The following is a 14,220-nucleotide window of genomic DNA, read 5'->3' as shown; positions in this document are numbered from 1 at the left end:
TACATTTTTTGAGAGGTTGCACTCGCTCACGCTTTTCCCGGTTGCACCTGTTAAAAATGTTAACCAGCCCCGAATTCTGAGCTTATAACCGCCCTTTCTTCGGTGCGTCATAGCAATTTCATATTTAACATTTCATTCATTTTTAAGCTTGCTGGCGAGGTCACAATTAACAAGGTTGCACAAAGTTGCAACATGATGGATATTGCCGATCATTCGCCTTTTTTATACAGACCGAGACACAGGAGTAAGGGCATGGGCACCACCACGATGGGGGTCAAGCTGGACGACGCCACCCGCGAGCGCATTAAATCCGCCGCGACGAAAATCGACCGCACGCCGCACTGGCTGATTAAACAGGCCATCTTTAATTATCTGGAACAGCTGGAGAACAGCGACGGCCTGCCGGAGCTGCCTGCGCTGCTGGCGGGCGCGGCGAACGAAAGCGATGAAGCGCCCGCGCCGGTGGAAGAGAGCCACCAGCCGTTCCTCGAATTCGCCGAGCAGATCCAGCCGCAGTCCGTCAGCCGCGCGGCCATCACTGCCGCCTGGCGTCGCGCGGAAACCGACGCGGTGCCGATGCTGCTGGAGCAGGCCCGCCTGCCGCAGCCGGTCGCCGAGAAAACCCACCAGCTCGCCTGGAGCCTCGCCGAAAAGCTGCGCAACCAGAAAACCGCCTCGGGCCGCGCCGGTATGGTGCAGAGCCTGTTGCAGGAATTTTCGCTCTCCTCGCAGGAAGGCGTGGCGCTGATGTGCCTTGCCGAAGCGCTGCTGCGTATCCCCGATAAAGCCACCCGCGACGCGCTGATCCGCGACAAAATCAGCAACGGCAACTGGCAGTCGCACATTGGCCGCAGCCCGTCGCTGTTCGTGAACGCCGCTACCTGGGGCCTGCTGTTTACCGGCCGTCTGGTCTCGACGCACAACGAAGCCAGCCTGTCGCGCTCGCTCAACCGCATCATCGGCAAGAGCGGCGAGCCGCTGATCCGCAAAGGCGTGGACATGGCGATGCGTCTGATGGGCGAGCAGTTTGTCACCGGCGAAACCATCGCCGAGGCGCTGGCCAACGCGCGCAAGCTTGAAGAAAAAGGCTTCCGTTACTCCTACGATATGCTGGGCGAAGCGGCGCTCACCGCCGCCGACGCGCAGGCATATATGGTCTCTTACCAGCAGGCTATTCACGCCATCGGCAAAGCCTCCAACGGGCGCGGCATTTATGAAGGGCCGGGCATTTCGATTAAGCTCTCCGCCCTGCACCCGCGCTACAGCCGCGCGCAGTACGACCGCGTGATGGAAGAGCTCTACCCGCGCCTGAAATCCCTGACCCTGCTGGCGCGCCAGTATGACATCGGCATCAACATCGACGCCGAAGAGGCCGACCGCCTGGAGATCTCTCTCGATCTGCTGGAAAAACTCTGCTTTGAACCGGAGCTGGCGGGCTGGAACGGCATCGGGTTTGTGATTCAGGCGTACCAGAAGCGCTGCCCGTTCGTTATCGATTACCTGATCGATCTCGCCACCCGCAGCCGCCGTCGCCTGATGATCCGTCTGGTGAAAGGCGCTTACTGGGACAGCGAAATCAAGCGCGCCCAGATGGAAGGGCTTGAGGGCTACCCGGTTTACACCCGCAAGGTTTACACCGATATCTCCTACCTCGCCTGCGCGAAGAAACTGCTGGCGGTACCGAACCTGATTTACCCGCAGTTCGCCACCCACAACGCCCACACGCTGGCGGCCATCTACAGCCTGGCGGGCCAGAACTATTACCCCGGGCAGTATGAATTCCAGTGCCTGCACGGCATGGGCGAGCCGCTCTACGAGCAGGTGGTCGGTAAAATCAGCGACGGCAAACTCAACCGTCCGTGCCGCATCTACGCGCCGGTCGGCACTCATGAGACGCTGCTGGCCTACCTGGTGCGTCGCCTGCTGGAAAACGGCGCCAACACCTCGTTTGTGAACCGCATCGCCGATAACACGCTGTCGCTGGACGATCTGGTGGCCGACCCGGTCAGCGCGGTCGAACAGCTGGCGGCGCAGGAAGGCCGCGTCGGTCTGCCGCATCCGAAAATTCCGCTGCCGCAGGATCTCTACGGCGAAGGCCGCGTTAACTCCGCCGGGCTTGATCTGGCGAACGAACACCGCCTGGCGTCGCTCTCCTCGTCGCTGCTGAACAGCGCGCTGCAAAAATGGCGCGCGCTGCCGATGCTGGAAAACGCCGTGGACGACGGCGAGCTGGCACCGGTGATTAACCCCGCCGAGCCGCGCGATATTGTCGGTTACGCGCGTGAAGCCACCGAAGCGGAAGTGGCGCAGGCGCTGGAAAGCGCGGTGAACAACGCGCCTATCTGGTTCGCCACGCCGCCGCAGGAGCGCGCCGCCATTCTTGAGCGCGCCGCCGTGCTGATGGAAGACCAGACCCAGACGCTGATTGGCATTCTGGTGCGCGAAGCGGGTAAAACCTTTGCTAACGCTATCGCCGAAGTGCGCGAGGCGGTCGACTTCCTGCGCTATTACGCAGGCCAGGTGCGTGATGATTTCGATAACGAAACCCATCGCCCGCTCGGCCCGGTGGTCTGTATCAGCCCGTGGAACTTCCCGCTGGCTATCTTTACCGGCCAGGTGGCCGCCGCGCTTGCCGCAGGCAACAGCGTGCTGGCGAAACCGGCGGAGCAGACGCCGCTTATCGCCGCCCAGGGCATTCAGATCCTGCTGGAGGCGGGCGTGCCGCAGGGCGTGGTACAGTTGCTGCCAGGCCGCGGCGAAACCGTGGGCGCGCAGCTCACGGGCGATCCGCGCGTGCGCGGTGTGATGTTCACGGGCTCAACGGAAGTGGCGACGCTGTTGCAGCGCAACATCGCCGACCGTCTCGATCCGCAGGGCCGCCCGACGCCGCTTATCGCGGAAACCGGCGGGCTGAACGCCATGATTGTCGACTCCTCCGCGCTGACTGAGCAGGTGGTTGTGGACGTCGTCGCCTCAGCTTTCGACAGCGCCGGCCAGCGCTGTTCGGCGCTGCGCGTGCTCTGCCTCCAGGAAGAGATCGCCGATCACACCCTGACCATGCTGAAAGGCGCGATGGCCGAGTGCCGGATGGGCAATCCTGGCCGCCTGACGACCGATATCGGGCCGGTTATCGACGCCGAGGCCAAAGCCGGTATCGAACGCCATATCCAGGCGATGCGCGCCAAAGGCCGCAAAGTCTTCCAGGCCGCGCGCGACAACAGCGTCGATGCGCGTGAATGGCAGACCGGCACGTTTGTCACGCCGACGCTGATTGAGCTGGAAAGCTTTGATGAGATGAAAAAAGAGGTCTTCGGCCCGGTGTTGCACGTGGTGCGCTACAACCGCAACAACCTGGCGGAGCTGATTGAGCAGATCAACAAAGCGGGCTACGGCCTGACGCTCGGCGTGCACACGCGTATCGATGAAACCATCGCGCAGGTAACCGGCAGCGCGCACGTCGGCAACCTGTATGTGAACCGCAATATGGTCGGCGCCGTGGTCGGCGTGCAGCCGTTCGGCGGCGAAGGGCTTTCCGGCACCGGGCCGAAAGCGGGCGGGCCGCTCTATCTCTACCGCCTGCTGGCGAGCCGCCCGGACGCGGCGGTGCAGACGACGCTTGAGCGTCACGACGCCCGCTACGCCCAGGACGCGCAGGTTAAAACGCTGATTACGCGTCCGCACCAGGCGCTCACCGAATGGGCCGCAGGCCGCCCGGAACTCAAAGCGCTGTGCGAACACTACCTCGCGCTGTCGCAAAGCGGCGTGCAGCGTACGCTGCCGGGCCCGACCGGCGAGCGCAACACCTATACCCTGCTGCCGCGCGAGCGCGTGCTGTGCCTGGCGGATAACGAGCAGGACCTGCTGGTGCAGCTCGCCGCGGCCACCAGCGCGGGCAGCCGCGTACTGTGGGTTGACGAGCCGCTGCAACGCACGCTGGCCAAACAGCTTCCGGCCGCGGTGAACGCGATTATCGACTTCGCCATACCGGACGTGCTGTTCAGCCAGTTCTTCGACGCGGTGATTTATCACGGCGATTCCGACCAGCTGCGCGCGCTATGCGAAAAAGTGGCCGCACGCGAGGGCGCGATTGTTTCGGTGCAGGGCTTCGCACGCGGGGAAACCAACCTGCTGCTGGAGCGCCTGTGGCTTGAGCGTTCGCTTAGCGTCAACACCGCCGCCGCAGGCGGCAACGCCAGCCTGATGACCATCGGCTGACGGTTAATAAACACGAAAGGCGCCCGCGGGCGCCTTTTTCTTTGGTAATACACGAATGCCTCACCGTACCCGAATACCTTCAATAATCATCCGCTGGACATTCTCGACGGTGCGGTTAAAAAACGCTTCATCGGCGAGCGTCGCGCCGGTGACGGCTTCCACCTGAGTGGCGAAATCAGCATAGTGCTGGGTCGTGGCCCAGATCATAAAAATCAAATGGTGCGGATCGACGGGCGCGAGCTTGCCGCTTGCCACCCAGCCGCTGATGATGGCCGATTTGGTCTCCACCAGCGCTTTTAAATCTCCCTGCAATTCAGCCATCAGGAGCGGCGCGCCCTGCAGCATCTCCAGGCAGAACAGCCGAGAGGCTTCGGGGAAATCGCGCGAAACCTCAAGCTTTAAGCGAATATATTCGCTGATGGCCGCGAGCGGCTGCAGATCCGCGCGAAAGGCCCGCAGCGGCGCCAGCCAGATATCCAGAATGTGCTTCAGCACCGCGACATACAGCGCCTCTTTGGACGGAAAATAGTAGAGCAGATTGGTTTTGGACACGCCGGAGCGCTCCGCGACCTGTTCCAGACTGGTGCCGTGCAGGCCGAACTGGGAAAACAGCGTCAGACCAGCGTCCAGAATGGCCTGTTTCTTCGCCGCCACCGCCCTGGAACGTTTGCCCGTCTCTTCTTTTTGCGCGCCTTGTGCCATGCGCCCTCTCCTTTTTGTTTTGTCCAAGCATAGCAAAAGCGCGCTCCAGGCTCGACCTCGCTGCACTTTGATTGCGCAACGCTGCCTGTTTTCTGTGCAACGTTTTTGACCATTCAGTCCGTTTTTTGAGCGCAAAAAAGCCACACTTCATCAACATAATGATAACAAAGACCTTTTCAAAACTGGCATTCGCTTTGCAAAACCCTCTCTGAGCGCGGCACAGGACGTGCAGGATGCAACGCCACGCGACGGTTCTTTCACCCGAAAAAGAGAGGTTCGTGATGAAAATTGGTGTCTTTGTGCCTATCGGAAATAATGGCTGGCTGATCTCCACCCATGCCCCGCAATACATGCCGACGTTCGAGCTGAATAAAGCCATCGTGCAGAAAGCCGAGCAGCAGCAGTTTGATTTTGCGCTCTCGATGATCAAACTGCGCGGCTTCGGCGGGAAGACCGAATTCTGGGATCACAATCTGGAGTCGTTCACCTTAATGGCGGGCCTCGCCGCCGTGACCTCGCGTATACAGATTTACGCTACCGCCGCCACGCTCACCCTGCCGCCCGCGATTGTGGCGCGCATGGCGTCAACCATCGACTCCATCTCCGGCGGACGGTTTGGCGTGAATCTCGTGACCGGCTGGCAGAAGCCAGAGTATGAACAGATGGGCCTGTGGCCGGGCGATGACTACTTCTCGCGCCGCTACGACTACCTCACCGAATATGTCCATGTGCTGCGCGACCTCTGGGACACCGGCCAGAGCGATTTCAAAGGCGACTACTTTACGATGAACGACTGCCGTGTCAGCCCGCGCCCGCAGCAGCCGATGAAAGTGATCTGCGCCGGCCAGAGCGACGCGGGCATGGCGTTTTCCGCACAGCATGCCGACTACAACTTCTGCTTCGGTAAAGGCGTGAACACGCCCGCCGCGTTCGCCCCGACCGCCGCGCGCATGAAAGCCGCCGCCGAAAAAGCCGGGCGCGACGTGGGCTCCTACGTGCTCTTTATGGTGATCGCCGACGAAACCGACGAAGCGGCGCGCGCCAAATGGGAGCACTACAAAGCGGGTGCCGATGAAGAAGCGCTGTCATGGCTCACCGAGCAGAGTCAGAAAGATACCCGCTCCGGCGCGGATACCAACGTGCGTCAGATGGCGGACCCGACTTCGGCGGTCAATATCAATATGGGCACGCTGGTCGGCTCTTACGCGAGCGTCGCCCGGATGCTGGATGAAGTCGCCGCCGTGCCGGGCACCGAAGGCGTGCTGCTGACGTTCGACGATTTCCTGACCGGCATCGACGCCTTTGGCGAACACATTCAGCCGCTGATGCGCTGCCGCGATCATCTGCGCGTAACGCAGGAGGTGGCCTGATGAATACGATAACGCTGACGGCGCGCCCCGAGGCGCTCACCTTCGCGCCGGAACAGAGCGCGCTGATTGTGGTGGATATGCAAAACGCCTACGCAAGCCAGGGCGGCTATCTGGATCTGGCGGGGTTTGACGTCTCGGCCACCGCGCCGGTGATTGAGAACATCAAAACCGCCGTGGCGGCCGCGCGCGAGGCGGGCATGACCATCGTCTGGTTCCAGAACGGCTGGGACAGCGACTATCTCGAAGCGGGCGGCCCCGGCTCGCCAAACTTCCATAAATCGAACGCGCTGAAAACCATGCGCCGCCGCCCGGAGCTGCACGGCAAACTGCTGGCGAAAGGCGGCTGGGACTATCAGCTGGTGGATGAACTGACGCCGCTTCCCGGCGATATCGTGCTGCCGAAACCGCGCTACAGCGGCTTTTTCAACACGCCGCTCGACAGCATGCTGCGCGCGCGCAATATCCGCCATCTGGTCTTGACCGGCATCGCCACTAACGTCTGCGTGGAATCGACGCTGCGCGACGGCTTTTTCCTGGAGTATTTCGGCGTGGTGCTGGAAGACGCCACGCACCAGGCCGGGCCGCCGTTCGCCCAGCAGGCGGCGCTTTTTAATATCGAAACCTTTTTCGGCTGGGTGAGCGACGTGCAGAGTTTCTGCGACGCGCTCTCCCCGGAAGCCCTCGCCCGCATCGCCTAAGGAGTCGTTATGCCAAAACAGGTCATTATTCCGCCCGGCACCAGCACGCCCATCGCGCCCTTTGTGCCGGGCACGCTCGCCGATGGCGTGGTCTATGTCTCCGGCACGCTGCCTTTTGATAGCGCCAATAATGTGGTGTACCCCGGCGACCCAAAGGCGCAAACCCGCCATGTGCTGGAGACGATTCGGCGCGTTATCGAAACGGCGGGCGGGACGATGGAGGACGTGACGTTCAACTCGATCTTTATTACCGACTGGAAAAATTACGCCGCGATTAACGAGATTTACGCGGAGTTTTTCCCCGGCGATAAACCAGCGCGCTTTTGTATTCAGTGCGGGCTGGTAAAGCCGGAGGCGCTGGTGGAGATAGCGACGGTCGCCCATATCGGACAGCCGGGAGGCGCATGATGAAACTGCGTGTAAGCGAGGCGCCCTTCCCCGGCGCGCCGGCGATGGTGATGATTGCGGGCCTCGGCGGGCTTGGCGGCTACTGGCTGGCGCAGCAGAGCGCGCTGAGTCGCGATTATCAGATAGTGGTGTATGACCAGCGCGGCACCGGCGATAACGCCGATACGCTGCCGGAGGGCTATACGCTCGCCGACATGGCGCAGGAGCTGCACCGCGCGCTGTTAATCCACGGTGTGCGCCGTTATGCGGTGGTTGGCCATGCGCTTGGCGGACTGGTCGGTCTTGAACTGGCGCTGGCGTTCCCGGAGGCGATAAGCGCGCTGGTGATTATTAACGGCTGGCTGTCGCTGAGCGCCTGGACGCGCCGCTGCTTTGAAGCCCGCGAGCGGCTGCTGCTCGACAGCGGGCCAGCGGCCTATATCGCCGCGCAACCGCTGTTTCTCTACCCGCCGCAGTGGGCGCAGGAGAACCAGCCGCGCCTCGAAGCCGAAGAAGCGCTGCATAACGCCCATTTTCAGGGGACCGAAAACCTGCTGCGCAGGCTGTGGGCGCTGAAAAACGCCGATTATCGCGAACGCGCCGCGCGCGTCACCACGCCGGTACAGCTGATCTGCGCCCGTGATGACGTGCTGGTGCCGTGGACCTGTTCGCAGGCGTTGCACGAGGCGCTGCCCCACAGCCGTCTTGATGTGATGGACGCCGGCGGCCACGCCTGCAACGTCACCGCGCCGCAGCTGTTTCATTCCCTGCTTTATGCCGGGCTGGCATCACTTGCGCCCGCGCCCCACAAGGAGACCGTATGAGCGAAGCCCTGAGCGCCAGCGCGCTCGCCACCTTATTTACCGACGCCCGCACCCACAGCGCCTGGCGGGAGACGCCCGTCAGCGACGCGCAGCTGCGCGATCTCTATGAAATGGTGCGCCTCGGCCCGACCTCCGCCAACTGCTCGCCGGGGCGGCTGCTGTTTGTTACAACGCCTGAGGCCAAAGCACGTCTGAAGCCCGCGCTCTCCAGCGGCAACGTTGAGAAAACCATGCAGGCCCCGGTGACCGCCATCGTCGCCTGGGACAGCGAGTTCTACGAGGCGCTGCCGACGCTGTTTCCCTATGCCGACGCCCGCGCCTGGTTCACCTCCAGCCCGGCGGTGGCTGAGGAGACCGCGTTTCGCAACAGCTCGCTACAGGCCGGCTATCTCATCATGGCCTGCCGGGCGCTGGGGCTCGATACCGGCCCGATGTCCGGCTTTGACCGCGCGGCGGTGGACGCCGAATTCTTCAGCGGCACCACCTGGAAGAGCAATCTGCTTATCAATATCGGCTATGGCGATGCGGATAAACTGCATCCGCGCCTGCCGCGTCTTTCCTTTGAAGACGCCTGCGCGATCGTTTAAGGAGGGGTTATGAGTGAACAACAGGCTTTTCGCGATGCGATGTCCCGCCTCGGCGCGGCGGTGAATATTGTAACGACCGATGGCCCGGCGGGCATGGCGGGCTTTACCGCCTCGGCGGTGTGCAGCGTGACGGACAGCCCGCCGACGCTGCTGGTGTGTCTGAACCGCAACGCCTCCGTCTGGCCGGTGTTTCAGGCCAACGGGCAGCTGTGCGTCAACACGCTCGCCGCCGGGCACGAGGCGCTCTCTGGCCTCTTCGGCGGCAAAACCCCGATGGAAGAGCGCTTCGCCGCCGCCCGCTGGCATCGCGGCGTCACCGGCTCTCCGCGGCTCGACGGCGCGGTGGTCTCTTTCGACTGCCGGGTGGAACAGGTGGTGCCGGTCTCCACCCACGACGTGCTGCTGTGCCGGGTGCTTGAGATCTCACGTAACGACGATACGCACGGGCTGGTCTGGTTTGACCGGCGCTATCACGCCCTCGCGCGCCCCGCCTGCGGGCTCGCCTCTTAGCTCCACAGGAGATAACTATGGCCAATTCCTGGTTTCCTCGCTGGCGTAAACCTGCCGGCCCCGCGGGCGGCGTGGTGGCCCCGGACGAAACGCTCTCCGCCGGTCAGACGCTGATCATGGGCGTGCAGCACGCGGTGGCGATGTTCGGCGCGACGGTGCTGATGCCGCTCTTGATGGGCCTCGATCCGAATTTGTCGATCCTGATGTCCGGCATCGGCACGCTGCTGTTTTTTGTAATTACCGGCGGGCGGGTGCCGAGCTATCTCGGCTCCAGCGCCGCTTTTGTGGGCGTGGTGATCGCCGCGACCGGCTTTAACGGCCAGGGGCTGAACCCGAATATGAGCGTGGCGCTGGGCGGTATTATCGCCTGCGGCTTGTTGTATACGCTTATCGGCGTGGTGGTGATGAAATCGGGCACGCGCTGGATAGAGCGGCTGATGCCGCCGGTCGTTACCGGCGCCGTGGTGATGGCGATCGGGCTTAACCTCGCGCCGATTGCCGTTAAAAGCGTCTCCGCCAGCGGCTTTGACGGCTGGATGGCGGTGATGACCGTGCTCTGTATTGGCCTCGTGTCGGTATTTACACGCGGCATGGTGCAGCGGCTGCTGATTCTGATGGGGCTTATCGCCGCCTGGGCGCTGTATGCGCTGTTCACCAATGTGCTGGGCTTCGGCAAGCCGGTGGATTTCACGCCAGTGGCGCAGGCCGCGTGGTTCGGCCTGCCGCACTTCGCCGCGCCAGCGTTTAACGTGCAGGCCATCATGCTGATCGCGCCGGTGGCGGTGATTCTGGTGGCGGAAAACCTCGGACATCTGAAAGCGGTCGCAGGCATGACCGGGCGCAATATGGACCCGTATATGGGGCGCGCGTTTGTCGGCGACGGGCTGGCGACGATGATCTCCGGCGCGGTGGGCGGCAGCGGCGTGACGACCTATGCGGAGAATATCGGCGTGATGGCGGTAACCAAAGTCTACTCGACGCTGGTGTTTGTGGCGGCGGCGGTCATTGCCCTGCTGCTGGGCTTCTCGCCGAAATTCGGCGCGCTGATCCACACCATTCCGGCGCCGGTTATCGGCGGCGCGTCGATTGTGGTCTTCGGGCTGATTGCGGTCGCAGGCGCCCGCATCTGGGTGCAGAACCATGTCGATCTCAGCCAGAATGGCAACTTGATTATGGTGGCGGTGACGCTGGTGCTGGGCGCGGGCGATTTCGCGCTCACGGTAGGCGGCTTTACGCTTGGCGGCATCGGCACCGCGACCTTCGGGGCGATTGCGCTTAACGCGCTGTTGAGCCGCAAACAGGCGCAGACGCCTGAGCCAGTGCTTACGCCCCAGGACCCACCCTCGCAGGCATAAAAAAACCGCCGGGAATGCCCGGCGGTCAGGGGGTGGCTATTAACCTTTACACTTCACATAAGGCGGTTAATAACGGTCATGCGAGACGCTAGCTGCGGCCGCCGCCATGACTGTTTTTACCCCCTTTTTTCCCAGCTTCGGAAGCGCGTTGCGGGTCATTTTTGAAGTTCCCGCCGCTCTGCTGGCCACCTTTACGACCTGCTTCTGATGCTCTGTCACGATCTTCTGCGAAATTACCTGAACCACCACGATGGTTTGCCATTTCTGACCTCCAGATTGTGCGAATCATTAGACATCATACTGCATTCAGTAAAAGAGGATTCTTTCACCTCACGGCACTGGCCTGAGCCGTTATCGTTGCCGCGTGATTAAAAGCTTAGCCAGGGCGCATGGCTTTGCCACTTTCAGGAAACATTTAGCAACATCAATCTGGCGTTTCGGTGAAGAATCTGACGAAACGATTAATAAGCCATTCTTATGATTAATAAATTTTGATGTCCTGAAAATGTGACCTGATGCTACAAACCGGCAGCCTACAGATAAATCCTTATTTCTAAAGCTTTTTCCGGCCTGAAGTTGCACTCTGCCCGTGGAGGCATATGCTTTATGGATGAGCGCAGCGATAACGGCTGTGGCAACCACTGATACAGGAGCAAGGCTGATGGCGAAAGTTCTGGTGCTTTATTATTCCATGTACGGGCATGTCGAAACGCTGGCGCACGCGGTGGCGGAAGGCGTTGAAAAGGTTCAGGGCGCGGAAGTCACGGTTAAGCGCGTGCCGGAAACCATGCAGGCGGAAGCCTTCGCGAAAGCGGGCGGCAAAACGCAGAATGCCCCGGTGGCCACGCCGCAAGAGCTCGCGGATTACGACGCGATCATCGTCGGCACCCCGACCCGTTTTGGCAATATGTCCGGCCAGATGCGCACCTTCTTTGACCAGACGGGCGGCCTGTGGGCCTCCGGCGCGCTGTACGGCAAACTGGGGAGCGTCTTTAGCTCTACCGGCACCGGCGGCGGTCAGGAACACACGATCTCCTCCACATGGACTACCCTTGCTCATCATGGAATGATCATTGTGCCTATCGGTTACGGGGCGCAGGAGCTGTTTGATATTTCCACGGTTCGCGGCGGAACGCCTTACGGCGCGACGACCATCGCAGGCGGCGACGGTTCACGCCAGCCAAGCCAGGAAGAACTGGCGATCGCCCGCTATCAGGGCGAATACGTGGCGGGCCTCGCCGTCAAAATGAAAGGCTAACTCACTCACTTCACTGGAGGAAAGCATGCCAACACAAGAATCGAAAACCCATCGCGTGGGGGAATGGGCCAGCCTGCGTAATACGTCCCCTGAAATCGCCGAAGCGATTTTCGAAGTGGCCGATTACGATGAGGTAATGGCTGAGAAAATCTGGGAAGAAGGCAGCGATGAAGTGCTGATCCGCGCCTTCAAGAAAACCGACAAAGATTCGCTCTTCTGGGGCGAACAGACGATCGAACGTAAAAACGTCTGACCCTTCGGCCCTCTGCTTACGCAGAGGGCTTCGTTTCAGGGCTGCGCGCGCTGCGCGGCCAGCTGTTTCTCAAAAGCCTCCCGCGACTGCGCGACATAGCGCCGTAATCCCTCAGGGTCGATAAACGCGTTATCTTCGCCCCGCGCCTTGCGCGCCATTTTATCCATCAGACCAAAACGCTCGCCTTTATTGGCAAGAAAGATATCCACCTGTTGCGCCTCAAGCCGCGTAAAGCTCTGGCGAATATCTCCCACCAGCGTCGGGTAGTTGCGGTTATTAACCAGCGGATAGCCCGGCGTCGCCAGGCTGTCGGCGTAGATAAGCGTTTTGCCGTCGGCGAGCGTCGCTTTCCAGGAGGTCGCGCCCGGCAGATGGCCGGGTGTAAACATGGCCACCAGCGTCACGCCGCCCAGATGCCACTGCTGCCCGTCCTGCGCCTCAATATCCACCGTTACTGGCGGGAACGGCAGCGCATCGCCCAGCGCGACATCCTCTTTACCGCCGCGCGCCATCTGCTCCGCGTTGGCATGGCTTGCGATAACGCGCGCGCCGCTCCACGCTTTCAGGCGCGCGATGCCGCCCGCCTGATCGAGCCGCGCATGGCTGTTCACGATGTAGCGGATATCGGTCAGGCGAAAACCGAGCGCTTCTATGTTGCGTTTGATCTGCGGCGCGCTGGCGTCAAGGCCCGCGTCAATCAGGATGTGGCCCTGCGGCGTGGTGAGCAGCACCGACGAGAGATTTTCGGTACCGACGTACCAGACGCCGGGCCAGATGGCGAAGGGCTGCACAGGCTTGGCCCAGGCCTCAAAAAGTGAATAGGGCGGCGCCTCGGCCAGCGGCTGGGCAGGGTCGAGCGCGGCATACGCAGGTACAGAGAGCAGCGACATCAGACAAGAAAAAAGTGCGATACGAGGTTTCATTAGCATCTCCTGAGTAAGGAGACGCAGTATAATTAGCGCCTTTTTAATGCTGCTCAATTGGAATGGCATCTGATGAATATCCTGCAACTGGATATGAACCTGCTGAAAGTGCTTTACGTGATGCTACAGACGGGCACCACCGGCGAGACGGCGCAGCGGCTGAACATTACGCCTTCGGCCGTGAGCCATGCGCTGTCGCGGCTGCGCGAGGCGCTGGGCGATCCGCTGTTTCGCCGCGAAGGGAACCGCCAGCATCCGACGCCTTTCGCGCAGGCGCTGCGCGATAAACTGGTGCCGCTGTTTGTTTCGCTGAATGAAGAGATGTTCGGCGAGCCGCAGCCGCACGAGCGGCGCTTTCGGGTGGTCGTGCCGCCCGCGCTTAATACGCTGCTGGCGCCGGTGCTGGCGCAAAAAGCGCATCAGGCCCAGGCGAGCGTTGAGTGCGTGGCGTTCGAGCGGCGCGCCTGGCGCGACGACCTGGTGGAGGGTTCAATCGATCTGCTGCTGGCGGTGGGCGATCACCAGAAGCAGCTCAGCGCCCTGCACTATGAACGCGTCGGGCAGACGCGGCTGGTTATCCTTTATGGCCCGCCGCTTCGCCAGGCGCTCGCCGGGCAGACCCGCCTGACGCTGGCGGGACTGTGCGACTATCCGCACGCCTATTGTCACCCGTGGCCGCAGCCAGAAAACGAGCTGGATCGCCAGCTGGCGCGCAGCGGACTGACGCGACGGCTGGAATTTATCTGTACCGACTACGCCCAGCTTCCAGGCGCGTTACGTGAAGCGCCGCTGCTGGCGGTGGTACCCTGGCCGTGGTTCGCCACGCTCAAAGATAATGCGCAGCTCTCCATGCTGGAGCTGGATGATGAAAAAGCGCTCGGCAGTCTTTTTTTGCAGTACCGCACCTCGACGGTGGCATGGAAAAAGCGCCTCATCGGCGCGGTACGTCAGGCGCTAACCCCCTGGTATCGTTGAGAATCCACTCAAATGCGGGGCTGCCGGCTGCCGGCTGGCTACACTTCAAATGTGTACTCACTCCTCCTGAGAGACACGCTCGATGTGAATCCCCTGATACTGTTAATTTCCTGCCCGACGGGCAGGATTTTTTTTGCCTGTTACAGGGAGAGCGAAACTGACC

The 14,220-nt window shown here is 61.7% G+C and carries 14 protein-coding genes; 11 read left to right on the top strand and 3 right to left on the bottom strand.

Translation table 11 applies throughout. The features are described from left to right. Positions 1–252: 252 nt before the first annotated feature. On the top strand, positions 253–4,215 hold the full coding sequence (gene putA, locus AFK65_RS07355; protein WP_038857502.1) for a trifunctional transcriptional regulator/proline dehydrogenase/L-glutamate gamma-semialdehyde dehydrogenase: 3,963 nt from the start codon (positions 253–255) through the stop codon (positions 4,213–4,215). A 60-nt stretch (positions 4,216–4,275) separates the two neighbouring features. On the opposite strand, the gene rutR is transcribed toward putA, so the two are convergent. After that, the gene (gene rutR / locus AFK65_RS07350; RefSeq protein ID WP_038857504.1) at positions 4,276–4,917 is read right to left on the bottom strand and encodes an HTH-type transcriptional regulator RutR; all 642 of its coding nucleotides are present in this window, start codon (positions 4,915–4,917) and stop codon (positions 4,276–4,278) included. 281 nt (positions 4,918–5,198) lie between these two features. Here rutR and rutA point away from each other — a divergent pair, with 281 nt between their 5' ends. From rutA to rutG, 7 genes are read left to right on the top strand one after another with little or no spacing between them, the layout of a single operon-like run. Further along, positions 5,199–6,287, top strand: a complete 1,089-nt coding sequence (rutA, locus tag AFK65_RS07345) for a pyrimidine utilization protein A (protein ID WP_032804475.1) — start codon at positions 5,199–5,201, stop codon at positions 6,285–6,287. Continuing rightward, complete coding sequence (gene rutB, locus AFK65_RS07340) at positions 6,287–6,985, top strand: pyrimidine utilization protein B (RefSeq protein ID WP_038857505.1); 699 nt, start codon at positions 6,287–6,289, stop codon at positions 6,983–6,985. Before rutA ends, rutB begins: the two co-directional genes overlap by 1 nt. A 9-nt stretch (positions 6,986–6,994) precedes the next feature. Beyond that, positions 6,995–7,393: a pyrimidine utilization protein C gene (gene rutC / locus AFK65_RS07335; protein ID WP_004385399.1), complete on the top strand. Its 399-nt coding sequence runs from the start codon at positions 6,995–6,997 to the stop codon at positions 7,391–7,393. After that, complete coding sequence (rutD, locus tag AFK65_RS07330; RefSeq protein ID WP_007707664.1) at positions 7,393–8,196, top strand: pyrimidine utilization protein D; 804 nt, start codon at positions 7,393–7,395, stop codon at positions 8,194–8,196. The genes rutC and rutD overlap by 1 nt, the downstream gene beginning before the upstream one ends. Beyond that, a complete protein-coding gene (locus AFK65_RS07325) occupies positions 8,193–8,783 on the top strand; it encodes a malonic semialdehyde reductase (protein ID WP_038857508.1) in 591 nt (196 codons plus the stop codon). Before rutD ends, AFK65_RS07325 begins: the two co-directional genes overlap by 4 nt. A 9-nt stretch (positions 8,784–8,792) precedes the next feature. Beyond that, entirely contained in the window at positions 8,793–9,293 is a 501-nt protein-coding gene (rutF, locus tag AFK65_RS07320) for an NADH-dependent FMN reductase RutF (protein WP_038857509.1), read from the top strand. A 17-nt stretch (positions 9,294–9,310) separates the two neighbouring features. Further along, positions 9,311–10,648, top strand: coding sequence for a pyrimidine utilization transport protein G (rutG, locus tag AFK65_RS07315; RefSeq protein WP_007707661.1), 1,338 nt, complete (start codon positions 9,311–9,313; stop codon positions 10,646–10,648). Positions 10,649–10,736: 88 nt separating this feature from the next. On the opposite strand, the gene AFK65_RS07310 is transcribed toward rutG, so the two are convergent. Next, entirely contained in the window at positions 10,737–10,910 is a 174-nt protein-coding gene (locus tag AFK65_RS07310) for a con-10 family general stress protein (RefSeq protein ID WP_032981312.1), read from the bottom strand. Between the two features lie 399 nt (positions 10,911–11,309). Here AFK65_RS07310 and wrbA point away from each other — a divergent pair, with 399 nt between their 5' ends. Together wrbA and AFK65_RS07300 are read left to right on the top strand one after the other, a co-directional pair. Then, positions 11,310–11,906, top strand: a complete 597-nt coding sequence (wrbA, locus tag AFK65_RS07305; protein WP_007707658.1) for an NAD(P)H:quinone oxidoreductase — start codon at positions 11,310–11,312, stop codon at positions 11,904–11,906. Positions 11,907–11,931: 25 nt separating this feature from the next. Further along, the gene (locus AFK65_RS07300) at positions 11,932–12,159 is read left to right on the top strand and encodes a YccJ family protein (RefSeq protein ID WP_038857510.1); all 228 of its coding nucleotides are present in this window, start codon (positions 11,932–11,934) and stop codon (positions 12,157–12,159) included. Positions 12,160–12,194: 35 nt separating this feature from the next. Here AFK65_RS07300 and blaCSR read toward each other — a convergent pair whose 3' ends face one another. Then, positions 12,195–13,082, bottom strand: coding sequence for a CSR family subclass B3 metallo-beta-lactamase-like protein (blaCSR, locus tag AFK65_RS07295; protein ID WP_236612734.1), 888 nt, complete (start codon positions 13,080–13,082; stop codon positions 12,195–12,197). Between the two features lie 72 nt (positions 13,083–13,154). Here blaCSR and AFK65_RS07290 point away from each other — a divergent pair, with 72 nt between their 5' ends. Next, on the top strand, positions 13,155–14,057 hold the full coding sequence (locus AFK65_RS07290; RefSeq protein WP_038857515.1) for a LysR family transcriptional regulator: 903 nt from the start codon (positions 13,155–13,157) through the stop codon (positions 14,055–14,057). Positions 14,058–14,220 lie beyond the last annotated feature (163 nt).

This window comes from Cronobacter universalis NCTC 9529 (assembly GCF_001277175.1).
Classification (GTDB): domain Bacteria; phylum Pseudomonadota; class Gammaproteobacteria; order Enterobacterales; family Enterobacteriaceae; genus Cronobacter; species Cronobacter universalis.
The sequence above is the reverse complement of the archived record's forward strand: the minus strand, read 5'-3'. Positions and strand labels throughout refer to the sequence as shown.